Consider the following 23,899-nt stretch of genomic DNA (forward strand, 5'->3'; position numbering starts at 1 on the left):
TCGACATACACCGCCTTTTTATCGATTTGCGCATTGAATACCTGAGAAGTTCACATGCAATCTGCTGTAAAATAACAAAGTAGGCAGCATATCGATAACGTTTCATATTTTGGTCAGTTCGCAACAGAATTTTTCAAGTTCGCAACAATATTTTGTAATTCAACCTGTTAGTATGTACTTTTAGTGTCCATTTGTTCCAAATATCAACAATTAACCTATTACAGTTATGGCCCCAGAACTTAACCAAGTAGCTATTCACGAAGAAATTCAGGTATATCACAACGACTTTTATTCAGGCTTTGCCCGATTGGTAAAAAAGTTGTTTATGCTGTAAGCAGTGTGATGACCAAGAAAAATAGACAGGACATTCGTCCTGTTTTTTTATGCGGCTAACCTAAAAAGAAAGAAAAAATGTATAAATATGTAAGAAAATACAACAAATATTGATTTGCTCCGTTTCTATACTGTATTGTTTTTACAAAGCTATAAAATCTTACAAAACAAAACCTACTTGCAATGGCTGCCCAAATTACACAAAACCCTACTGGTGCAATCTATAAAGAGATGGCCCTATTTTTTGGTGGTATCTTAAGTTTTGCCAATAAACTACTTATGTTTTGACGGTTGATTTAGAAAGATGAAAAAAGACGGCTCCCCAAAGGCCGTCTTTTTTATTTCATGTTTACTTTTATGGCATGAAGCCCAAATTGGTAAAGTGCAGACCTGATGATGTCGAGATGTTGGCCCATCTTTCAAGAAAGACATTTAAGGAGGCTTTTGAGCACGATAACAATCCTGAAGATTTTGATAGTTACATGAGTATTGCTTTCAATAGTGATAAGCTAAGCAGTGAACTTGACAATTCAGAATCATTTTTCTTCTTTATTTATGTTGCAGATGATGTTGTGGGCTATTATAAGGTCAACATTGGCAATGCACAAACCGATGTTCAAGAAGACATCGCCCTTGAGCTTGAACGCATCTATATCTTGAAAGATTTTCAGGGCAGACAATTGGGAACTTGGGCATTGCACAAGGTCATCGGGTTGGCAAAAAAATTCAAAAAAGAGTACGTATGGCTGGGTGTTTGGGAGCATAACCAACATGCCATTCGGTTTTACGAAAGACACGGATTCGAAAAATTTGGAGAACATCCCTATTATATAGGCAATGACAGGCAGACCGATTGGTTGATGCGTTTCAACATCAAAGGGTAGCTTCTTTTGATTTTAAATGAAGCAATACTTGCTCTAAGCAGCCATCCAGGTTTTTCTTGACCTCACTTTCCCAAAAACGGAAGACCGTATAGCCCAATTCGGACAACCCTTTGTTCACTTCACGATCCCGTTGCATGTTACGCTCGATCTTCGGTATCCAGAATTCGCGATTGCTCTTGATTTTGTGTTTTCGTACTGACCAATTGTGGCCATGCCAAAACTCCCCATCAATAAAAATCGCCGTCTTATACTTTTTTAATAGGATGTCGGGCTTTCCGATGAGTTTTTTGTAATCAATACGGTAGCGATACCCTGCCGCCCAAAGTGCTTTTCTGAATGCCAGCTCAGGCTTGGTGTTCTTGCCCCGAATCTTGCTCATGATCTTTGAGCGCTGCGGAGTCGTATAAAAACCATCTTCTTCCCTAAAACGGGGAACCTTGATGCGTTCTTCAGGATATTTTTTGGGCATATCCTAAAATACAAAAAGCCAGCCAAAGGCGGGTTGACAAACCTTGAAGGTCTAAACATCTATTGAATTCCGAGACTTCCTTTTTTATACAGTTCAAGAAGTGTTAATCATAGGCATGGTAGAGAACCACAAGATCATCTGCCCGATTATCTACGTTTATGGTAAAGCCATCTAAATTGAAAGAGGTCAATGAGGCTGTCGTCAAACCCAAAAGATCACCATTTTGGTTGCCGTATCTGATACCGATGCAATGTGAATTTGAGGCATATCTAGAGATATCATTGATTGAATTACCAGAACCTCCTACGTATATGGTTTGTTGTGCAATTGTACCACTATCGTCTCTGGCAAAGCCGTTTGCACTACCAAATGAATTTGCGATGCCTCTATCGTTATTTCCTACTGCGTTGTCTGAGTTAAGGTTCAGGCTTTCAACATTGGCATGTGCCACAAAACTTATTTGGGAAGGTTGAAAAGGTATGCCGGTGATAGTTTGGTTGCCTGTGCCTGATATCACAAATACCCCCATATAAACCCTCTGATTGTTTACCACCTCATCCCAAGAAGAACCATTGAATGTATAGACTTTATCGGTATCGGTTGCATAGGCAAAAGCACCTTCTTGCGCACTGGTAATGGCCACGATTTCGGCTAATGTTCCAGTGGGCAATCCCATGACCGAGTTCGCATCTATTTGAGCAAAAACAGGTGTGTAGGTGAGAAGAAAGGAAATCGAAAAAAAATAAAGAAATTTCATACAAAATAGGTGATACTTACAAAACAAAAAACCTATCAATTTATTGTTGACAGGTTCTTCCGTTAATCGAAAAATCAAGTATGTTATCCCTTAACGCTTGCAGACAAATATTCACGGTTCATCCGTGCAATGTTTTCCAAAGAAATTCCCTTTGGACATTCCACTTCACAGGCCCCTGTATTAGTGCAGTTGCCAAAGCCTTCGAGATCCATTTGGCGCACCATGTTCATGACCCTATCGGCAGCTTCAACGCGCCCTTGGGGCAACAAAGCAAACTGTGATACTTTTGCTGAGGTAAAGAGCATAGCACTGGCGTTTTTGCAAGCGGCCACACAGGCCCCGCATCCGATGCAAGTAGCAGCGTTAAACGAAGCGTCTGCCATATCTTTCTCAATAGGTATTGCGTTGGCATCCACGGGATTACCGGATGTGTTCACAGAGATATAGCCACCTGCCTGTTGAATTCTATCAAAAGCGGTTCTATCTACAATCAAGTCTTTGATCACCGGAAATGCAGCAGCACGCCATGGCTCAATGACAATGGTATCACCATCATTAAAGCTGCGCATGTGCAATTGACATACCGTTATCATAGAATCTGGCCCATGGGGGCGGCCATTGATCATCAATGAGCACGTACCACAAATACCCTCTCGACAATCATGGTCAAATTCTACGGGCTCTTCGCCTTTTGATATCAATTCTTCATTCAAGACATCCAACATTTCTAAGAATGACATATCGCTTTCAACGCCATTAAGCGCATAATCGACCATTCTACCCTTGGCGTTGGCATCTTGTTGTCTCCAAATCTTAAGATAAATTTTCATAGCAATCAATTTGTTAATGAGTCAATTTGAAAATGTAGCAATGCTTTTAAAGCAACATTGGTACATTGACATATTGTTATATTGATTTATTTATAAGACCTCGTTTTTACTTCAATATTTTCATAGACCAAATCTTCTTTATGCAACTTGGCCTTGCTTGGTTCCCCTTTATATTCCCAAGCCGAGACATAGGTATAATTTTCGTCATCGCGCAATGCCTCACCTTCAGGGGTTTGGTATTCTTCCCTAAAATGTCCACCACAAGATTCATTTCTGTCCAAAGCATCTTTTGCAAAAAGTTCGCCCAGCTCTAAAAAGTCGGCGACGCGGCCCGCTTTTTCCAACTCTTGGTTCTTGGCATCAGGTTTTCCGGGTACTTTGACATTTTCCCAAAAGTCCTTGCGCAGCTCTGCAATTTCTTGCATGGCATCCTTCAAGTCCTTTGCATTTCGTGCCATACCACACTTGTTCCACATAATCTTGCCCAATTTTTTGTGGTAATGGTCCACAGAGTGGATGCCATTGGTAGACATCAATTTTTCAATACGGTCACGCACGTTTTTCTCCGCCTCATCAAATTCAGGTAAATCTGTGGGAATGGCCCCCGTTCTAATATCATCTGACAAATAATCACCAATGGTATAAGGCAGTACAAAATAGCCATCGGCCAAACCCTGCATCAATGCGGATGCCCCCAATCGGTTCGCACCGTGATCACTGAAATTGGCCTCACCAGCGGCATAACAACCGGGTATCGTGGTCTGCAGGTTATAATCAACCCAAAGACCGCCCATGGTATAGTGCACCGCCGGATAGATCATCATAGGGGTTTTATACGGATTTTGATCTACTATCTTCTCGTACATCTGAAAGAGGTTACCATATTTGGCCTCAATAATCTCTTCGCCCAGTTTTCTTACAGTGGCGTCATCAGGGTCTTTCATGCCGGAGGTCAATGCCTTTTCACGGCCATAACGCATGATGGCGGCATCGAAATCCAAATACACTGCTTCCCCCGTTTTGTTAACGCCATAACCTGCGTCACAACGTTCTTTGGCCGCCCTTGATGCCACGTCGCGGGGCACGAGATTTCCAAAGGCGGGGTATCTTCTTTCCAAATAGTAATCACGTTCTTCTTCACCCAGCTGGGTAGGCTTCAACTTACCCTCACGAATGGCTTGGGCATCTTCCAAACGTTTTGGCACCCAAATACGGCCATCATTCCGCAGTGATTCTGACATCAATGTCAATTTCGATTGATGGTCTCCTGAAACGGGAATACAGGTCGGGTGAATTTGGGTAAAGCATGGGTTTGCAAAAAAAGCACCCCTTTTGTGGGCTTTCCAGGCGGCCATGACATTGGCGCCCATACAGTATGTTGATAGAAAGAACAAGTTTCCGTAACCCCCTGTTGCCAAAACAACGGCATGGCCTGAATGTCGTTCAATTTCACCGGTAACAAGGTTTCTTGCGATGATACCGCGTGCTTTTCCATCCACCAGAACCAAATCCAACATTTCATGTCGGGTATACGATTTGATTTTACCACGTTGGATCTGACGGTTCATGGCTGCGTAAGCTCCCAACAACAATTGCTGTCCTGTTTGTCCTTTGGCATAAAAAGTTCTCGAGACGAGAACACCTCCGAAAGAACGGTTATCCAACAGACCACCATATTCACGGGCAAAGGGAACCCCTTGTGCCACACACTGGTCAATGATATTTGTTGATACTTCCGCCAAACGGTGTACATTCGCTTCCCGTGAACGGTAGTCCCCACCTTTTACGGTATCATAGAACAGTCGATAGACGCTGTCGCCATCACCTTGGTAGTTTTTTGCCGCATTGACACCACCCTGAGCAGCAATAGAGTGGGCACGTCTTGGCGAATCTTGGTAGCAAAAGGTCTTTACGTTGTAGCCCAGTTCTGCAAGTGTAGCGGCAGCAGAACCCCCGGCAAGGCCGGTACCCACAACGATGACATCGATGTTTCGTTTGTTGGCCGGATTGACCAGATTGATTTCGTTTTTATGTTTGGTCCATTTTTCGGCCAATGGCCCGGATGGAACTTTGGAATCCAATACGCTCATATCAATGTGTTATCGGGTTAAGGTGGTGGTAGATGGCTATAAATACAAAGGCCAAAGGAACCACCACTGCAAATGCTTGTGCAAATTTTTTGATGCCAGGGGTATATTTGTTGTTAACTCCCATGGATTGGAAGGAGGAGGCAAAACCGTGCCACAGATGCAGACTTAACAGCACGAATGAAATTACGTAGAGAACCGTTCTCCATATAGGAGCAAACTTCTCGACAGTCTCGGCATAGTATCGTGTCGGGTTTTCTGGATTTGCCTCAATATACTTGTAGGTCATCTCGTGAATCCAAAAATCATAGAAGTGCAGTCCCAGAAAGGCAAGAATCACCAATCCGGAATAAATCATGTTTCTAGAGACCCATGGCGCATTGGCACTGCCTTTGTACTTAACGTATGAAATACCTCGGGCTTTTCTGTTTTGAACTTCAAGAACGAACCCCATTACAAAATGGACAATGACGCCTACAATTAAAATGGGCTGCATAATGAATTGCACTATAGGGTTGTAGCCCATAAAGTGCGATGCTTCATTAAAGAACTCTGGCGAAATGACAGAAGAAAAGTTGATGGTAACATGCAGTACCAAAAAAATGACCAAAAAAAGACCCGAAAGTGCCATCACCACTTTTCGGGCTATCGAAGATTTTATCAATCCGCTCATCAGTAGCTGGTTTTCCTACAAATTTACGGTACGATGGTGTCTTTAACAAACTTTCATCCTTTCAAAACCATTTATTTTAAGATTATATCTGAGCTGTAACCCGCGTTCGATGTTGTTGTCAAAAGATGGCGTTTTACTCCTCAGAACTTAAACAGGGCAATGCATAATTATGAAATAACTGTATCAGGTGGCACAGTTGTATTTTTTATCCGATATTGGGGCTTAAACCTGCACGTTACCAACCATGAACATCGCCATACTTTCGGTCAATTACAATGTGCATTCCACCAAACGTATTTTCAATGAAGCAAAAGAAGCGGGGCATTATGTTGAGTTGATTGACCACACCAAATGTTCGGTGAAATTGGGCGAGGGCAAACCCAGAATATTTTTGGGAGAAGAGGATGTCACCAACGAATTTGATGCGGTAATACCCCGAATTGGTGCCAAGGTCACCAGACATGGTGCCGCCATTGTCAAGCAGTTTGAGATGAACAATGTGTTCAGTACCGCTCGTTCGTTGGGCATTACCAGGGCCCGCAACAAGGTACGCACCTTACAGATCATGGCCCGAAAGAACATTCCGATACCCGAAACAGTTTTTTCGATCAACCCTGACAACATAGAGGAGCAAATTAAAATTTTAGGAGGCCCCCCAGTGATAATAAAATTACAGGAAGGGACACATGGTCTTGGTGTGATTTTGGCCGAAAGCAAGAAATCGGCAAAATCGATTATCGATACGTTTTATAAAATGGATACCAGCATCTTGCTGCAAAAATATATCGAAGAGGCCCAAGGGGAGGATATCAGGATCATCGTGGTCGGCAATAAGGTTGTGGCCAGCATGAAGCGGGTGAGCGAAATCGGTGAATTTCGTTCGAACGTGCATCGCGGTGCGCAGACTGAAGCCGTGAAACCCACCGCAAAAGAGCAGTACATTGCCTTGAACGCCACAAAATATTTAGGTTTGGGGGTTGCTGGAGTGGATTTGATGCGCTCCAAAAAAGGGCCGGTGCTGATTGAGGTCAATGCTTCCCCGGGGCTTAGGGGAATCGAAGCGGCGACGGGTATCAATGTGGCCAAACACATCATACAATTTGTCGAAAGAAATGGATTTCAAAGAAGAAAATAAGACCATCACCATCAACGGCGATGAGATTGCGCCAGAGAAAAACAAGCAGGTACGCATTGAGATTGCCCGTTTGCCCTCGGGCACGCTGATTGACATTCCAGTTCACGTGTTCAATTCAAAAAAACCAGGGCCGACGGTTTTGATCCAGGCCGGACTCCACGGTGATGAAATCAATGGGGTCGAAACCCTTCGTAGACTTTTACAAGACAGAACGTTCAAGATTCAAAAGGGTGCTGTCATCGTGGTGCCCATATTGAACATTTTCGGGTTTATCCATTTTTCTAGGGATGTGCCCGACGGCAAAGATGTCAACCGAAGCTTTCCCGGTTCAAAATCAGGCTCTCTGGCCAGCCGAATTGCCTATCACTATACCACAGAGGTGTTGCCCCAAGTTGATTTGGCCATTGATTTGCATACGGGTGGCGCAAAACGGGATAATTATCCGCAGATACGGTATACCAAAGATGATGAGGCGAGCAAGACATTGGCCAAGGCTTTCGGGGCACCCTATTTTTTTGCTTCCCGATTGATCAATGGTTCATTTCGGAGGACAATGTTCCGAATGAACAAACCGGCAATTGTCTATGAGGCGGGTGAGAGCATGCGGTTCGATGAACAATCCATAGAAATCAGCTTGAAAGGCATCAAAAACATACTTACCAAATTGGATATCTTGGAAGGAAAGCCACAGCGACAAAAATCCATCCATTTAGAAAAAACAAAATGGATCAGGGCCTCAAAAGCGGGAATGTTCGTGCCGAAGATCAACAACGGAAATAAAGTAAAAAAGGGGCAGGTTCTAGGAATGGTCACCGATATTCATGTCAATAAAAACAAACAGGTCAAGGCTCCTTATGACGGCTATGTGTTTTGTGTGAACAATCAGGCGGTAGTGAATCAGGGCGATGCCCTATTCCATATTGGTAGCTAGGCTGCTGCTTGACTTTTGAATGGTTTTTTGGTCGCGCGCCTTGATTTTCTTCAAACTCCATTGCACGGCTTCGTCCAGGTCGGTGAACTGACGGATGGAATTTTTAAAGAACATACGCTCCATCATGATACTTGCAAAACTTCCCTTGGTGTTACCCACGACGGAATAGAAATCCAGTTGATGTCGATTCTTGTAAAATTTTATCCAATCTGAAGCGACAATGGCGTAGTCGTGTATTCTGTTTGAAATGTAGGCGATGGGCATATCCTCCCCATAAATTTCCACGGCAGCATTTACGACTTTTTCACCCATTTTCCAGGTCACCAAGACACCTTCTTTGATTTCACCGATGACCAGACCATCAAAATAATGGAATACACCAAATTCGAATTCGCGTATCTCACGAATGTATTTGAACAGGTCAAGATCTTTGACTCGTTTCATAGTAGCGGGTGTTAGCGGTGTTGGAACCCTAAAGATATTGATTTTTTGCTTAAAAAGGGTAAGGAAAAAGTAATGTGAATGTCAAGGAAAACCCTTACAGCCTTATGGTTATTTCTCCATGTTTTTTAATTGAATCCCCAATGCTTTAGTGGAAAGCTGCACTTCAATTAATGATAAAACCAAGGAAACCATCAAAAACACCAAGCTGATGCCAAAGATAATGTTGGCCCAGACTCTCATTTCAACATAGATCAAGAACATGGTCACGGCGGCCAATAAAAAGCTGACAATGGCGGTGGCCTGCATATTTTTGATGATGTTCAGACGTTTTCTCAAGGATTTAATCTGTTTCTTTAAGGGACTTGCCTCGGTTTCTTCAAACTGTTTGTGCAATTGCCGAATCAACGCTGCTATGGCAAGATAGCGAGCGTTATAGGCCAGCATGGTGAGTGACACTGCTGGGAATAATAGGGCGGGTATTGTGAGTGTTAGATTCATATTTGTTTAATTATCCCCTTCTTGCGTCCGACGAGCGCAAGGGAAAGGAATGCATAGTTTTAGAGGTGTTTTTACATCCCCTTTACTCCCCCTTCAAAGGGGGGAATTTCATTCTATCTCAAATTCAATGGATTCATTGGCTCCATTACCTGAGATCTCAACGGTATACTTCCCCTTGGGCAGATAGGTCTTGCCATTTTTGGCTTCCGTCAGCTTCATTTTGTTCTTTTTCAAGAAGTTCTTTTTGCCCTCTTTGGTAAAGGCAATATCATGGGATAAGATGTTCAAGCCCTTATCAGCGTTTGTTTCTGTAGCACTGACCACAGTGCCATCAGTTGTTTTGACCGTCGCCGTGTAGCTGGTGGGTGTTGAACTGTAAAAGGTCACATCAATTCCCGGTGTGTTGGGTTTGCTCCATGAACTGAAACTATTGCCCCAACGTTCAGAATGTTTAAGGTTGTCGACCTCAAAAGCATGCAGTTTTTTGTTCGTGATTTCAGAAGTCATTTTTTGCAGGTTCGAAATATCCGCCTTGTAGATGCTTCTACCGTGGGTGCCGACCAACAAATGCTTTGCCTCGGGCTGAATGACGAGGTCGTGAACGGCAACGTTCGGCATGCCGTTTTGAAAAAGCTCCCATGTTTCTCCGCGATTGAAGGAAACATACAATCCGTTATCGGTGCCCACAAACAACAGATTCTCATTTTCAGGGTCTTCGACCAAGGCATTCACCGGTGAAGCGGGAATGCCCTTTGAAATATTGTTCCATGTCTTTCCGTAATCGTCGCTGACAAACACATAAGGATTGAAATCATCCCACCGATAGCCGTTCAACGTGACATAGACCCTTTCTTTTTTGTGTTGGGAGGCTGCGACTTCGCTGACCCAAAGTTCGCGACCTGCAAGGTTTCCAAAACCTTGTAGGGCTATATTCTTACCAATTTCTTCCCAACTGCCCCCGGCATTTTTTGATACATGCACCAAACCGTCGTCGCTGCCCACATAAAGCAATCCGAATGCAAAGGGCGATTCTGAAATTGTGGTCAGCGTTCCATAAGCCACGTTTCCTTTTTTACCACCTTGGGTCAAATCTGGTGAAATGGCTTCCCAATCATCACCTTGGTCCATAGAGCGGTGCAGTTTGTTGCTTCCCAAATACAAAATATCCTGATTGTGGGGACTCAACAGAATCGGGGTCTGCCAGTTGAAGCGGTATGGGGCCTCGCCCAGTTCGTGTTTGGGCTGAATGCGGGTGTTTTTTTCTTTCTCCAAATCCAACCGGAAATAATTCCCGAATTGGAATCCTGTATACACCGTATTTGAATTGCGACTGTCAATCTGAACCTGCATACCGTCACCGCCCATAATGCGCCCCCACGGATTTTTCCCCTCGGCATGCCAGCGGCTGTTCTCTTCACTGTTATGGGCACCTTTCCAGACGCCGTTGTCCTGAAGTCCACCATAGACGTTGTAGGGTTCTTCATTGTCAACATTGATAGCGTAGAATTGCCCGACGGTGGGGCTGTTGTTTTTCATCCAACTTTCACCCTCGTCATACGTAATGTTCACACCGCCATCATTGCCATTGATAAGGTGGCCAGGCATTTTTGGGTTGATCCAAAGAGCATGGTGGTCGGCATGTACATTTTCTTTGCTGATGCTTTCGTATGTCTTACCACTATCTTTTGACAGGATCAAGGGCACCCCTGCCAAATAGATTTTGTCCGCATCATTGGGGTCGACCCGAATCTGTGCAAAATAGTAGCCGTAGCTATAGAACAGGTCATCGATGTAATCTTCGTTCATCTTTTGCCAAGTTTTGCCCGCATCGTCGCTTCGATAGACCTCGGCCCCGATGACGGGGGTATCAAAAAGCATGCTATTGGCATCCTCAAGGTATTTGGCCAGATCAACGGGTTGTACGGCCCCATCGCGCACCATGTTCTTCACATTTTCTGCCCGATATTTTTCTTGAAAGCCGTTGGTCTTCAAGAAATCGTTCAATTTTTTATCGTCTAGGGAAAGAAAAGTGCTTCTATCCATCGATTTAAAATCTTCTTTGGTCAACCCCTCTTTTTTCTTGGCATCACTTTTTTTCTCCCTTCGGAATTGGCTGTCGTGCACTGCATAGACCATATTGTCATCAAAAACGGCCAAGCCGATGCGACCAACCCCATCCCCAGTGGGGAAGCCACTGTCAGGGGTTGAGACCAAATTCCAAGTAGTTCCGCCATCGGTACTTTTATAGATTCCGGAAGCACTGCCGTTTCCTGAAAAATTCCATGCTTTTCTATCTTTTTGCCATGCTGCGGCATATTGAATGTTGAAGTTGTTCGGGGCATGGGCCACATCGATGATGCCCGTTTCATTGTTGACAAACAGGGTTTTTTGCCATGTCTGGCCACCATCGGTAGTTTTATAAATGCCACGTTCTTCGTTGGGCGAGTACAAATGGCCTGTTACCCCGACAACGACTTCATCAGGGTTGTTCGGATTGATGAGGATTCGCCCGATGTGTTGCGAATCATGAAGCCCCATGTTTTTCCACGTTTTTCCGCCGCCGGTGGATTTCAAGATTCCGATACCGGCATACGAGGAACGGGAAGAATTATTCTCACCCGTACCCACCCAAATGGTTACGCTATTCCAATCCACAGCAATATCGCCGATGTTCTGGGTGTTGGAGGCATCCATTACGGGCGTGAACGAAATACCGTTGTTCTGGGTATGCCATAATCCACCCGAGGCATAGGCCACATAAAATTCCGTGGGGTTATTGGGATTTACATCCAAATCGACCACCCGACCACTCATGATGGAAGGTCCGATATTTTTGAGCGGAATGTTTTTGACCAAAGATGTTTCGGCCATTTGGGATTTTTGTTGAAGGGCATCCATCACTTTTTGTGGAGAAGTGGCAGGCTGCTGTGCCAAAATAGATTGTACAAAAAACAGGGCAAAGGCAAAAAGAAATGTTCTCATCTTAGGCGGTAATTTTGATTTAGCTGGGGGAAATTAGGCATTTGTCTTGGGGTTCGCAATTACCTAATTTTGAAAAAACCGATTATTATATGCGATACGCCCAAATACCGAATTCCCTTTTTATTAAAAACCGTAAAAAGTTCATGGCCCAGATGCGGCCCAAGAGCCTTGCGGTGTTCAATTCGAACGATATTTACCCAATTAGCGCTGATAGCACCATGCCGTTCAAGCAGCACAGTGATATTTTTTATTTGAGCGGTGCCGACCAAGAAGAGACCATTTTAGTATTGTTTCCTGATGCGATGGACAAAAAGCATCGTGAAATTTTGTTCGTTCGCGAGACCAATGAGCACATTGCCGTTTGGGAAGGGGCCAAACTCACCAAAGAACAGGCCACCGAGGTTTCGGGCATTGCAACCATTTATTGGCTGTCGGACTTTGACAAGGTATTTTTTGATTTGATGACCGAGGCCGATACCATCTATTTCAATACCAACGAGCATTATCGCCAAGCGGTGGAGACGCAGACCCGTGAAGACCGCTTCATTGCAATGGTCAAAAAGGAGTTTCCCGCACACCAATGGGCAAAAAGCAATCCGATTTTACAACAGATTCGTGGGGTAAAAGAACCTGAAGAAATAGAAATCATGCAACGTGCGTGCGATATTACTGAAAAAGGATTCCGACGAATTTTAAAATTCACCAAGCCTGATGTTTGGGAACACGAACTCGAGGCCGAATACCTGCATGAATTTATCCGCAACCGCTCACGTGGCTTTGCCTACACACCCATCATCGCTTCGGGCAACAATGCCAACGTGCTGCATTATGTGGAGAACAACCAACAGTGTAAAAGTGGGGATTTGATTTTGATGGATGTCGGTGCCGAGTATGCCAATTATTCCAGCGACATGACACGAACGATTCCCGTAAACGGAAAATTTTCAAAGCGGCAGCGTGAAGTTTATGATGCGGTGCTCCGCGTCAAAAACGAGGCGACCAAGATGCTGGTGCCCGGTACGCTGTGGAAGGAATATCACAAAGAAGTCGGCAAGATCATGACCTCAGAACTGATCGGACTTGGACTTTTGGATAAGTCGGATGTCAAAAACGAAAATCCCGATTGGCCTGCCTACAAAAAATATTTTATGCACGGCACCAGCCACCAAATCGGTCTTGATACCCACGATTACGGGGAACTAAAAAAACCCATGAAGGCCAATATGGTGTTTACGGTAGAGCCGGGCATTTACATTCCCGATGAGGGGTTTGGCATTCGATTGGAAGATGATGTGGTCATTCAAGAAAATGGCGAGCCTTTCAACTTGATGCGCAACATACCCATTGAAGCTGAAGAAATCGAAGAGTTGATGAACGCTAAAGCGTAGTTAATTGTTAATGGTGTCATTTCGAGCCGACCAAAGGGAGTGTGAAAAATCTAAATTTTACAATGATTCACGAATTACTTTTTATTCAACAACCCGACATTGAAAAGAAGATGCAAAAGGCACCCGATAGTGCCTACGAAATCGGAGTGGTCATTGGCACATACCTGCCTTTCGTGGTGTTGGTTGCCATAGCGTATGGCATTTACTATTATCGAAAAAGGCGAAAAGATTCGTGATTATAGCTTGTTCATTTCAAACCGTCGTCATCTTGAGCTTGTCGAAGAATGAGATAGAAAGCTAAATAATTTTTTATCGTAGATAATATCTTAAGGTAGAGAAGGTTGGAAAATCAATGAATCAAAAGCTTCCTTTGAAAACGATTTTGATATAATAATTGTAAGAAAAAGCGTTATAATTGTTTGCCAAAATCATATTTATGAAAAACATATTATTGTCGATTTCACTTATTTTAAGTTTAAACTCTTTTTCACAACTTTCATTTCAAAAAGGCTATTTTGTTGATAATTCCAATCAAAAAGTGACCTGTTACATCAAGAATTATGGCTGGAAAAACAATCCTTCCGAAATAGAATATAAAATATCCCTTGATGATGAAATTCAAAAAAGAAATTTTCTTTCAATTAAAGAATTTGGAATCGCAAATAAAATAAAGTTTGAGAGGCATACAGTAAACATGGACCAATCAAGTGGCTTAATAAATAGCTTAAGTTCTAAAAAGGCCCCAGAATTTAAAAATATGCAGGTTTTACTGAAAGTCTTGGTTGACGGCCATGCTTCATTGTTTTCATATAAAGAAGGTTTGCTTAACAGGTATTTTTATTCAACCCAAAGCGGCTCTGTTCAACCACTCGTCTACAAGAAATACAAAGATGTAGAAAATTCAGTCAAGGAAAACAATAGATATAAACAACAGATTTATAGTGACTTAAAGTGTCAAACCATCTCTAGGGAAAATGTAGGCAGATTAGACTATTCCTCAAAAGATTTGACAGAAATCTTTATAAAATTCAATGAGTGCCAAAAAGAGAATTATATAGTTTTTAAAGACAATACCAAAAAAGATTGGTTTAATTTATCGTTGAGGCCAGGTATCCAGCAGGCTTCCTTAAGCATAAGAAATAACAATACGGCTGCAAGAAATATAGGTTTTGGTAGCCAACTAGGATTAAGGATTGGCGTAGAATTTGAATTTTTACTTCCTTTTAATAAAAATAAATGGGCAATCGTATTTGAGCCCACGTATCAATCATACGAAGCGGAGCGAACCTTAAGAAACATTCCAACAGGTACAGTGCCTATCGATGATGAAGTCGTGGTTGACTATAGTTCACTTGAACTGCCGGTGGGAGTACGGCATTATCTTTTTTTGACCGAAAAATCCAAACTTTTTCTAGATGCATCATTGGTGTTTGATGCAGATTTTGGCTCTATGGTTGATTTTGAAAGGTTCTCTGATTTGGAAGTAGTGGGCAGCAATAACATCTTGTTTGGATTCGGATATAAATATTCAAATCGATATAGTGCCCAGTTTAGGTATGGTACAAGTCGAAATATATTGGCGACTCAATCTGCATGGGATTCGGATTATGAAACCGTATCGCTCATATTTGGGTATACAATATTTTAATTAAGTTTATGTAATAAAAAAGCACCCGTTTATACGGGTGCTTTTTTTAATAAATTTTAGAAAACTTTACTTTTCTTCCATTTCTTCTTCCTCTTCCTCAGCTTGCGGCATCACCACACCATCAATGACGTGTACCACACCGTTTGATGATTCTACATCGGCGATGGTCACAATGGCATAATTTCCTGAAGCGTCTTTCAATTTTACGTTCCCTTCATGCAATTTGGCATACAAAGTAGCTCCGTTCACAGTGGTCAACTCAGCTTTTCCTTCGCCGGCCTCAATGGCGGCCAAAACGTCTTTAGCCATCAGTTTGCCTGCAACGACATGATAGGTTAAGATTCCGGTGAGGTCTTCTTTGTTTTCTTCTTTCAACAAATTTTCAACAGCACCTTCGGGCAATTTCTCAAAAGCAGCATTGGTAGGTGCAAAGACAGTGAAAGGGCCCTCACCTTGCAATGTTTCTACCAAGCCAGCAGCTTTTACGGCAGTGACCAAAGTGGTATGGTCTTTCGATAGGGCAGCATTTTCAACAATGTTGTTGTCAGATGACATCGCTGCATCACCAACTTCAGTCATGGTTTTATCAGCCATTTCTTTGTCGGCCGACATTTCAGCTTTTCGCATATCTTCTTCTTGGGCGAAGGAATACGATGAGGTGATCAGTGCAATTGCAACTAGAAAAGTTTTCAGATTGTTCAATGTTTTCATAATAGTGTTGTTTTGATTTATATATAGTATATGTACGGCCTGATGGCTTGTGATGGATTTCTTACAAGGGAAATTTTGCGTTAAAAAACGGTAAACAGCACTTTTTTCTTCTGATTGTCTTAAATCTAAGTACTGCGTAAAGAATTTACGGCATTGCAAACAAGAAAAACAACAAAGGTGGGAAGCACCCAACCCATGTGAAATGAGGCTAATGGAAGCCAACTTTTTAAAGGAGCTATTGGATCGCCGAACCCGATGGTGGACAGAAAATCGGGAACACTAAAAATAAGGGCCGTGATGACCGTACAGCGGAATACGGTTTTGGAGGCATATTTCTCAGGAATCACATTGAGCAGAATCAGGGCAATGGTCACAGGGTAAATGAACATCAAAACGGGCAGTGCCACCTGAATGATGTACCCCACGTTCAGCTGGCCCATCAAAATTCCCAAAAGGCAGCCCAATATCGCAGTGATGGTATAGGCCTTTTTTGAATTATTGAAACGCCCCTTGATAAAGTCAGCCGTACCGGTCACGATTCCGACAGCGGTGGTAAAACAGGCCAGACTAACCAAAATGCTCAAAAAAAGATTGGCAGTGCTTCCCAAAGTCTTAAAACTGATGCCGCTCAAAAGAGCCGTTCTTGAGATATCCTTTGAAAATTCATTGCCCATCAATGCTCCTGTGATGATCAATCCTGCATAGATCAATCCGAGACCCAATCCAGCCAACCATCCCGCTTGTGCAATCAATCTTCTTTTCTGCACGTACTCGACATTTTGATTCTTAAGGTTGATGGAAATAATGATGACCCCACCAACGACAACCGCACCGATGGCATCAAAAGTTTGATACCCCTCGATGATGCCGTGTGAAAACGGATTCGGAAATTCAGATGCCCCAAAATTGAAATCCATTGAAAAAAGGGTAATCCCCACAACTGCCAGAAGTATCAAAATGATGGCCGGGGTCAAAATTTTTCCGATAATATCAAGAATCTTTGATCGGTTCATCACAAAAACAAACACCAATAAAAAGTAGACGAGGCTTGTCAACAATGAAGATGAATTGAACAAAGGGGCGACACCCATTTCATGGGTTACAGATGCGGTTCGGGGCGAGGGCAAGCTGATAGAAATGGCATAAACCAAATAGCAATACACCAAACTGAAGGTGGGCGACACTTTTTTGGCAAAATCGAACATGGTGCCCTGCAATCTGGCATGTGCGAGAATGCCCAAAATGGGAATCAGAACCGCGGAGATGCAAAATCCAGCGGCGACCAACCACCACCATTCCCCCGCTTTAAAGCCCAATTGGGGGGGCAAAATAAGGTTGCCTGCGCCAAAAAAAAGTGAGAAGAGCGCGAAGGCGACAACCAGTACAGATTTTTTACGATTCATTACCAGTGAAAGCTTGGTGAAAGTACTTTAAAATTGTAGATTAGGCGGCATTGAAATCATCGATAAAATACAGATTTCGCCTGATAAAATGTTTTTTGTCGAAAAAGTCACTCTTTAGAAAATAAAAACTGACAGTTTGTCGTTGCAATACTAATCAACAATAGAAAAACCAGCATTTTACGACCCCGAATCGAACAATGCCCCGATTATCCAACTTATGAAAAATACAACTACCCCGAAAAAAAATCCCTTTCTTTCCATTTTTTGCAGCCTTTTTGGCCACCATTATGTGGTCTCAAAAAAGGTGACCGAGCATATTAAGGAATACAAGTGTGTTCACTGTCAAAAGCAAGTGACCACAGATGTAGGTGGCCAACTTTCAGCCTTGACCCCGCAAATGCAGGAAATCAACAGCACGTTGGAAGATATGTACCACAAGCGTCACACGCGAATCGTTCGTAGTGTTGCCTAATTATCTTCTTCAAAAAACTACGCTTCAAGCGTTTTAAAGAAGATATCCATTTCACGTTCGGTGCCAACCGTTACCCTGCCCCAAGTTGGTTTAGAGGGCCATCCACCTGTAATCAATATATTGTTCTTGTTCATTTTGGCCTTGAAATTTTGATAATTGGGGGTATCAAAGTAGAAGAAATTAGCATCACTTTTAACATATCTATAGCCTAAAGCGTCAAGTTTCGAATAGATATGATTTTTCATATCAGCGTTCATTTTTCTTGAACGATTGAGAAAGGCATCATCTTCCAGAGCCGCCATAGCTGCACCTACACCAAGAATATTGGGCATATTACCAGGAAACCCCATCATAAATTGATTTTCTATTTTTTTTATCAACTCTTGATTGGCCATAACAAACCCCATTCTTAAACCTGCCATGCCGTAGATTTTAGAAAATGTTCTTGTGACAATAATATTGGGATTGTTGGCTATCAAACGTGCCATTGATGATTTTTGCCAATCTGCTCCCAAATAGTGTATATAGGCCTCATCAATACAAATGGGGCATCTCTTGGACACTCTCGTACAGAACTCCTTTAATTCGGCAGACGGCACAGAAGTACTTGTTGGATTATTTGGATTCACTAAAACAACGAGAGAGGTATCATCTTCCACTGCTTCTTCCATAGCATTGAGATTTAACTTCATGTTATTGTCTACCAGCACAGGTTTAATTGAACTGCCAATTTTTTTACCGAACGTACCTATAACATCAAAACAGGGGTCGGGAACCACAATTTTTTTACCAGGCCCTCCATAGAGAAGTGATATCCATATCAGTGGCTGGATGGATCCATGCCCCAAAGCAATATTTTCTGGAGCTAGACCCTCTTGCAGGGCAATAAGCTGTTTCAGCTTTAGAAAATCATACTTAAAAAAATTAGCATACCTATTGCTTCTATTTTTTACTTCATCAATTCTCTCTAAAACCTTTTCAGAAGGGCCATACGGATTCTCGTTGAAGAGTAACCTGACCACTTCTTCTTCTGAATTCATTTTGAAAGATTCCGTAGACCTGTTAAGTGAGGCAAAACTGATTGTCGGAAGTCCGATACTTGTTGAAAGTAATGCGGTTTGTTTGAGCCATTCCCTACGTTTGTTGATTGACATAATTTCTGATTTTTGATTCCCTCTAAAATATAATTGGAACAGAAGTCAGTCTTCCTGATTCTTGAATCAAGGATAGTTTTATAATTAAATTAGGGATCTGTACTCTGACGGCGTAAAGGAAGTGATGTCTTTAAAAACTCGGTTGAACACCGATAAGCTATTGAAACCAGAATTATAGGCCACAGCTGCGATTTTGTAGTTTGTTTTGGTATCCTTCAGTAATTTTTTGGCCTCTTTTATCCTAAAGCTGTTTACAAATCCAGGAAAATTGGTCTGTTCACACCTATTGACGGTTTCTGAAATAATTTTCACATGAATGCCGGTAAGTTCAGATAATCGCTGAATGGTCAAATTTGGCTCTAAATAGAGTCTGTTATTTTTTATGACATTCACGATAGTGGCATGGTATTTCTTGACTTCCTCCTCAGAAAGGTTAGAGTTTTGATATTTTTTGAAGGTGTTTTTGCTGAAAACTATCTCTTGGTCGAAACCGGTGAATGCCAATATGAAAATAAGCACACTGAAAGATATAGCCCCAGCAATGTGATAGGGTAGCACTTTAATGAAAATCAGGCCATAGATTGACCACATTATGAGTAACGACAATGTCAAATTTTTATACCAATTCGAAATTGAGCGTATATTCAGCTCACGCTGGGCATACCATGTTTTTAGGCCCAAAAAAATATAGATGTAGGATTGTAGCAGTATCAGAGAGTAGCTTACGTACCAGAACAAATCTTCGGTTGAATTGGGGATGAGCCAACAAAAAAAGACATATAAAATGGCCGGAAAAAAATGCCATACGAGACTTTTATGCGGTTTGAAGTTCTCATACAATAGCGCCTTGCCATACAGGTATAGCAGTGGGCCCACCGCCAAATTAGCCGCTAAACCAAGGTTTTTGACAAATAAGGGCAGTTCCAAGAAATTATAAAATATCGCTTTGCCAGTTCTAATCGACAAAAAAAGGAGAAGCAGGCCCAATATGGTGTTCGGCAATGATTTCCATTTGGTGGTTGACAATAGGTAAATCCCAAAAAAAGAACCCAGTGCCAGACCAATACTGGATAAAGTTATAACCAACAAATTTTGACCCATTTTTGAAAAGAGAGTTTCTTCAAATTCGACAAGCTTTCTCAAGATAGTAAAAATGTGCCTTTCAATATCAATCAATCACCATGGTGATTTTATCAAAGGCTTTGTTTGAAGGTGTTGCAGTGGAGCATCAAAAAATTACGCCATGCATTGATTTTGACAATTAAGATTGTTTCAATGCATTCCACCCCCGAGCAGTAATCGGTATCTTGGTATTGGCACGGGTTATCAGATGAACCCCTTCGCTTTTGTTGGTCATGTGGCCGATGACCGATAGATTGGGATTGCCCTTGATCTTGTCGAAATCTTTTTGGTCAATGGTGAAGAGCAGTTCGTAATCTTCCCCTCCGCTCAGCGCGATCATTGTACTGTCCATCTTAAACTCTTCAGCAGTGGAAATTACGGTGGGGTCCAACGGAATTTTATCCTCAAATACATTGCACCCTACCTCACTTTGACTACAGAGATGCAGCACTTCGGAAGAAAGGCCGTCACTGATATCGATCATTGACGTGGGAAGCACGTTTAATTTCTCCAGAAGTTCAACGATGTCTTTTCTGGCCTCGGGTTTCAACTGTCGTTCCACCACGTATGCATAAGGTTCTAGATCGGGTTGGTTGTTTGGGTTCACTTTGAAGACCTCTTTTTCACGTTCGAGCACCTGCAAACCCAGATAGGCACCACCCAAATCACCGCTGACCACCAATAGGTCATTGGGTTTGGCCCCTGAACGGTAGGTCAACTTTTTTTGATCTGCCATCCCCAAAGCGGTCACACTGATGACCATGCCTTTGTTCGAAGACGTAGTATCACCACCGACCAAATCTACATGATAAAGGTTGCAGGCAAGGGCCACGCCTTCGTAGAACGCTTCAAGGGCCTCAAGTGGAAAGCGATTCGAAACTGCCAAGGAAACTGTTATCTGTGTGGCCATGCAATTCATGGCGTAGATGTCAGAAAGATTGACCATGACCGATTTATAGCCCAGGTGTTTCAAGGGCATATAGCTGAGGTCAAAATGAACGCCCTCTATGAGCATATCTGTTGATACAATGGTTTTCTTGTCCTTGAAATCTAGTACCGCCGCATCGTCATCAATGCCTTTGACACTTGAGGGGTTTTTCAGCTCAAAACCCTTGGTCAAATGATCGATAAGGCCAAATTCTCCCAATGATTCCAGTGAGGTGCGCTCTTGATTTTTGTCTTCCAACATCTGGCAAAAGTAAACAGGATAATTTAAATCGTATCTTTAAACAAAAAGCGAGTTGCCATGAATTCCTTAAAATCTTTTTGGCAGATTTTTCTTTGTATTTTGTTGTGCATAGGTTGCTCTAGTGACAATGATGATGGTGGTATGGCGTCAGATGACGATGTACAACAGATGAACGACGACCCTGTTTCAATGGTGCAATCGGCACCCTGCGAAAATGGCATGGCTGACATCTATCCGTGTAATGGGTATGATCTGGTTGGAAAAATCACTCTCAACGAATTTTCTGCTAGTGCTGGCAATGACATTTGGGGGTGGACAGACAGCACAACAGGAAATGAGTATGCTCTGGTGGGATTGGATAACGGAACTGCCTTTGTTGATATCAGCGATGGTGAAAACCCGGTCTATTTGGGAAAGTTGCCTTCAGCGGGAGGCTCGGCGATATGGAGGGATGTGAAGGTTTACGGTGACCATGCTTTTATTGTGGCCGAGGTTGCCAACCATGGGGTGCAGATATTTGATTTGACCCGATTGAGAAACGTTACAGATCCACCCCAAAACTTTACTGCGGATCAAAACTATACGGGCATTGGCAATGCCCATAATATTGTAATCAACGAAGCCATGGGTTTTGCGTACCCGGTGGGTACCGACCGAAATGATGCTTTTGCCGGCGGGGTGCATTTTATTGATGTAAGCGATCCGTTGAACCCAAATGGTGTTGGGGGTTATGGTGTGAACGGCTATACCCATGATGCCCAAGTCGTCAGCTATACGGGGCCAGATACTGATTATGCCAATAGCGAAATCTTTATTGGGGCCAACGAAGACCGGATAGCTATTGTTGACATCACCGACAAGGCAGATCCGCAAGAAATATCGACTTTGGTTTACGGCCAACTTGGTTACACTCACCAAGGCTGGTTTACTGAAGACCAACGCTTTTTTATTTTGGGTGATGAATTGGATGAGGTCAATTTTGGATTTGACTCTCGCACTCTGGTCTTTGATTTGGTAGACTTGGACAACCCTGTTCTCCATACCACCTACATCGGCCCAACGGCGGCCATTGACCATAATGGATATGTGAAAGGGGATAAATTCTTTTTGGCAAATTATGCTGCGGGTGTTCGAGTACTTAACATTTCACAGATTGAAGACAGAATCATTGAGGAAGTTGCGTTTTTTGACACCTTTCCGTCTGACGAGCGAACCGATTTTGTGGGGGCGTGGAGTGTGTATCCCTTTTTTGAAAGCGGAAAAATCATTGTCAATGATATTAATTCTGGATTGTTTGTCATCAAAAAATCAGGCGACTAATCGATAGATATTGTTCTTGCTTGTCATGCTGAGCACAGTCGATGAAAAAGTAGACACCCATATTTTCAACCTATGAAAGAATTTTTAAAATATATCTCACTGGCAATTTTAGTTGTTTCCTGCTCCGAAGACAACTATAATGCTGATGACAATCAAAACGATGAGCAACAATCCTCTTTTTTGGGTGAGATAGATTGGATGACAAGTTTTGGGGGTTCTGGCGAAGATACCGCCCAAAAGATCATCCAAACTTCTGATGGGGGCTATGCCGTGCTCGGTTTTACCAACAGTATTGATGGCGATGTAACAGACAAAAATTTGGCAGTAAACGACTATTGGTTGCTTCGCTTAAATGCTGATGGCACGCTATTATGGAACAAGACCTATGGAGGCAGTAAAGATGACCGGGGCCAATCCTTGGTCGAAACAACAGATGGAGGGTTTGCCCTTGTGGGCTATGCCATGAGCGATGATGGCGATGGCAGCAACAACGAAGGTTTTCATGACAATTGGATATTGAAATTGGATGCTTTGGGAAACATTGAATGGGAAAAGAGTTTTGGATTTTCGGGCCACGACCATTCCTATGATGTGGTACAGACCGCTGATGGTGGTTTTTTCTTTGCGGGGTTTTTAGACGTGACCCAATCGGGTGGAGAGGGAAATTTTGGAAAGGGCGAATACCTCACCCGTCATGGTGTGGGCGAATTTTGGGGCACCAAGCTGGATGCTGATGGCAATCTGCAATGGCGACGCTACTTTGGGGGCACCAATAATGATCGGGCTTACAGTGTGGTCGCTGCAGACGATGGCGGTTTTTTGATGGCCGGCGCTTCCGAAAGCGATGACTTTGATATCTCTGATGCCAAGGGCAGCTATGATTTTTGGGTAGTTAAGGTGGATAAAAACGGCAGCATGCTCTGGGAAAAATCCTTTGGGGGCACGGGCATTGACATTTCACGTGACATTACCAAAACGTTGGATGGAGGATACATTTTGACGGGAAGCACCTTCAGCACTGACGTAGATATATCAAAAAACAATGGGGAAGCCGATATTTGGCTGGTCAAAATAGACGATAATGGCAATATGGTGTGGGAAAAAACCCTTGGGGGTACTGATTTTGATGCCGCTGAAAGTATCAGCCCAACACAAGATGGCGGATTCGTCATTGCCGGAAACTCCAAAAGTATTGATAGCGATGCCGAAGAGAACCAAGGTGAAAATGATATGTGGCTGATTAAGGTTAATAGTGACGGCACTCTTGTCTGGCAAAAAACGTTTGGGGGTTCAGGCTTGGATTATGGCTTTGATGCCATTGAAAATCAAGATGGCAGTTTGGTTTTGGTGGGCGAAATGGCCAGCACCGATGCATCAGGCCTTCAAAATGGGGGAAGTTCCGATGCCGTGATTATAAAAATCAAATGAAATAAAGCGGCCAGTCCATGAATCAAGTCAAACTGACCGCT

Annotated in this window: 22 protein-coding genes; 9 read left to right on the plus strand and 13 right to left on the minus strand. The window is 42.9% G+C overall.

Features of this window, described 5'->3' with window-relative positions:
- Positions 1-695 precede the first annotated feature (695 nt).
- On the plus strand, positions 696-1,217 hold the full coding sequence (locus AAAH86_RS07615; protein WP_343486967.1) for a GNAT family N-acetyltransferase: 522 nt from the start codon (positions 696-698) through the stop codon (positions 1,215-1,217).
- Here AAAH86_RS07615 and AAAH86_RS07620 read toward each other — a convergent pair.
- From AAAH86_RS07620 to AAAH86_RS07640, 5 genes are all read right to left on the minus strand, one after another.
- Positions 1,207-1,686: a very short patch repair endonuclease gene (locus tag AAAH86_RS07620; RefSeq protein WP_343486968.1), complete on the minus strand. Its 480-nt coding sequence runs from the start codon at positions 1,684-1,686 to the stop codon at positions 1,207-1,209. The two genes, AAAH86_RS07615 and AAAH86_RS07620, sit on opposite strands and share 11 nt — an antisense overlap.
- Positions 1,687-1,789: 103 nt before the next feature.
- Complete coding sequence (locus AAAH86_RS07625) at positions 1,790-2,443, minus strand: hypothetical protein (protein ID WP_343486969.1); 654 nt, start codon at positions 2,441-2,443, stop codon at positions 1,790-1,792.
- Between the two features lie 83 nt (positions 2,444-2,526).
- The gene (locus tag AAAH86_RS07630; RefSeq protein WP_343486970.1) at positions 2,527-3,273 is read right to left on the minus strand and encodes a succinate dehydrogenase/fumarate reductase iron-sulfur subunit; all 747 of its coding nucleotides are present in this window, start codon (positions 3,271-3,273) and stop codon (positions 2,527-2,529) included.
- Between the two features lie 86 nt (positions 3,274-3,359).
- Entirely contained in the window at positions 3,360-5,363 is a 2,004-nt protein-coding gene (locus AAAH86_RS07635; protein WP_343486971.1) for a fumarate reductase/succinate dehydrogenase flavoprotein subunit, read from the minus strand.
- A gap of 1 nt (position 5,364) precedes the next feature.
- Positions 5,365-6,033 carry a succinate dehydrogenase cytochrome b subunit gene (locus tag AAAH86_RS07640; protein WP_343486972.1) on the minus strand — a complete coding sequence of 223 codons (669 nt, stop codon included), beginning with the start codon at positions 6,031-6,033 and terminating at the stop codon, positions 5,365-5,367.
- 244 nt (positions 6,034-6,277) lie between these two features.
- On the opposite strand from AAAH86_RS07640, the gene AAAH86_RS07645 reads away from it, so the two are divergent.
- Together AAAH86_RS07645 and AAAH86_RS07650 are read left to right on the plus strand one after the other, a co-directional pair.
- Complete coding sequence (locus AAAH86_RS07645; protein ID WP_343486973.1) at positions 6,278-7,168, plus strand: RimK family alpha-L-glutamate ligase; 891 nt, start codon at positions 6,278-6,280, stop codon at positions 7,166-7,168.
- Complete coding sequence (locus AAAH86_RS07650) at positions 7,146-8,099, plus strand: succinylglutamate desuccinylase/aspartoacylase family protein (protein WP_343486974.1); 954 nt, start codon at positions 7,146-7,148, stop codon at positions 8,097-8,099. The genes AAAH86_RS07645 and AAAH86_RS07650 overlap by 23 nt, the downstream gene beginning before the upstream one ends.
- On the opposite strand, the gene AAAH86_RS07655 is transcribed toward AAAH86_RS07650, so the two are convergent.
- The 3 genes from AAAH86_RS07655 to AAAH86_RS07665 all read right to left on the minus strand — a co-directional run bounded on the left by AAAH86_RS07655 (position 8,079) and on the right by AAAH86_RS07665 (position 12,023).
- On the minus strand, positions 8,079-8,543 hold the full coding sequence (locus AAAH86_RS07655; RefSeq protein ID WP_343486975.1) for a hypothetical protein: 465 nt from the start codon (positions 8,541-8,543) through the stop codon (positions 8,079-8,081). The two genes, AAAH86_RS07650 and AAAH86_RS07655, sit on opposite strands and share 21 nt — an antisense overlap.
- 108 nt (positions 8,544-8,651) lie before the next feature.
- Complete coding sequence (locus tag AAAH86_RS07660; RefSeq protein ID WP_343486976.1) at positions 8,652-9,041, minus strand: DUF2721 domain-containing protein; 390 nt, start codon at positions 9,039-9,041, stop codon at positions 8,652-8,654.
- 108 nt (positions 9,042-9,149) lie between these two features.
- Positions 9,150-12,023, minus strand: a complete 2,874-nt coding sequence (locus tag AAAH86_RS07665) for a glycosyl hydrolase (protein WP_343486977.1) — start codon at positions 12,021-12,023, stop codon at positions 9,150-9,152.
- A gap of 89 nt (positions 12,024-12,112) precedes the next feature.
- On the opposite strand from AAAH86_RS07665, the gene AAAH86_RS07670 reads away from it, so the two are divergent.
- From AAAH86_RS07670 to AAAH86_RS07680, 3 genes are all read left to right on the plus strand, one after another.
- Positions 12,113-13,411, plus strand: a complete 1,299-nt coding sequence (locus AAAH86_RS07670; protein ID WP_343486978.1) for an aminopeptidase P family protein — start codon at positions 12,113-12,115, stop codon at positions 13,409-13,411.
- A 62-nt stretch (positions 13,412-13,473) separates the two neighbouring features.
- Positions 13,474-13,647 carry a hypothetical protein gene (locus AAAH86_RS07675; RefSeq protein WP_343486979.1) on the plus strand — a complete coding sequence of 58 codons (174 nt, stop codon included), beginning with the start codon at positions 13,474-13,476 and terminating at the stop codon, positions 13,645-13,647.
- A gap of 200 nt (positions 13,648-13,847) precedes the next feature.
- Positions 13,848-15,059: a tRNA modification GTPase gene (locus AAAH86_RS07680; protein ID WP_343486980.1), complete on the plus strand. Its 1,212-nt coding sequence runs from the start codon at positions 13,848-13,850 to the stop codon at positions 15,057-15,059.
- 66 nt (positions 15,060-15,125) lie between these two features.
- On the opposite strand, the gene AAAH86_RS07685 is transcribed toward AAAH86_RS07680, so the two are convergent.
- Both AAAH86_RS07685 and brnQ read right to left on the minus strand, forming a co-directional pair.
- Positions 15,126-15,770, minus strand: a complete 645-nt coding sequence (locus AAAH86_RS07685) for a fasciclin domain-containing protein (RefSeq protein ID WP_343486981.1) — start codon at positions 15,768-15,770, stop codon at positions 15,126-15,128.
- Positions 15,771-15,895: 125 nt separating this feature from the next.
- Positions 15,896-17,173, minus strand: coding sequence for a branched-chain amino acid transport system II carrier protein (gene brnQ / locus AAAH86_RS07690; protein ID WP_343486982.1), 1,278 nt, complete (start codon positions 17,171-17,173; stop codon positions 15,896-15,898).
- 217 nt (positions 17,174-17,390) lie between these two features.
- Between brnQ and AAAH86_RS07695 the strand changes: the two genes are divergently transcribed.
- The gene (locus AAAH86_RS07695; RefSeq protein ID WP_343486983.1) at positions 17,391-17,645 is read left to right on the plus strand and encodes a hypothetical protein; all 255 of its coding nucleotides are present in this window, start codon (positions 17,391-17,393) and stop codon (positions 17,643-17,645) included.
- Between the two features lie 17 nt (positions 17,646-17,662).
- Here the strand turns inward: AAAH86_RS07695 and AAAH86_RS07700 are convergent, their stop codons facing one another.
- The 3 genes from AAAH86_RS07700 to thiL form a co-directional block, all read right to left on the minus strand.
- Entirely contained in the window at positions 17,663-18,799 is a 1,137-nt protein-coding gene (locus tag AAAH86_RS07700; protein WP_343486984.1) for an aminotransferase class I/II-fold pyridoxal phosphate-dependent enzyme, read from the minus strand.
- 84 nt (positions 18,800-18,883) lie between these two features.
- Positions 18,884-19,885, minus strand: coding sequence for an AraC family transcriptional regulator (locus AAAH86_RS07705; protein ID WP_343486985.1), 1,002 nt, complete (start codon positions 19,883-19,885; stop codon positions 18,884-18,886).
- Between the two features lie 175 nt (positions 19,886-20,060).
- Complete coding sequence (gene thiL, locus AAAH86_RS07710) at positions 20,061-21,110, minus strand: thiamine-phosphate kinase (RefSeq protein WP_343486986.1); 1,050 nt, start codon at positions 21,108-21,110, stop codon at positions 20,061-20,063.
- A gap of 57 nt (positions 21,111-21,167) precedes the next feature.
- Here thiL and AAAH86_RS07715 point away from each other — a divergent pair, with 57 nt between their 5' ends.
- Together AAAH86_RS07715 and AAAH86_RS07720 are read left to right on the plus strand one after the other, a co-directional pair.
- Positions 21,168-22,430 (plus strand): choice-of-anchor B family protein, encoded by a 1,263-nt coding sequence (locus AAAH86_RS07715; protein ID WP_343486987.1) that lies wholly within the window; start codon positions 21,168-21,170, stop codon positions 22,428-22,430.
- A 72-nt stretch (positions 22,431-22,502) separates the two neighbouring features.
- Positions 22,503-23,858 (plus strand): hypothetical protein, encoded by a 1,356-nt coding sequence (locus AAAH86_RS07720; RefSeq protein WP_343486988.1) that lies wholly within the window; start codon positions 22,503-22,505, stop codon positions 23,856-23,858.
- Positions 23,859-23,899 lie beyond the last annotated feature (41 nt).

Origin of the sequence: Allomuricauda sp. d1 (genome assembly GCF_039592695.1) — a bacterium.
Lineage (GTDB): Bacteria > Bacteroidota > Bacteroidia > Flavobacteriales > Flavobacteriaceae > Flagellimonas_A.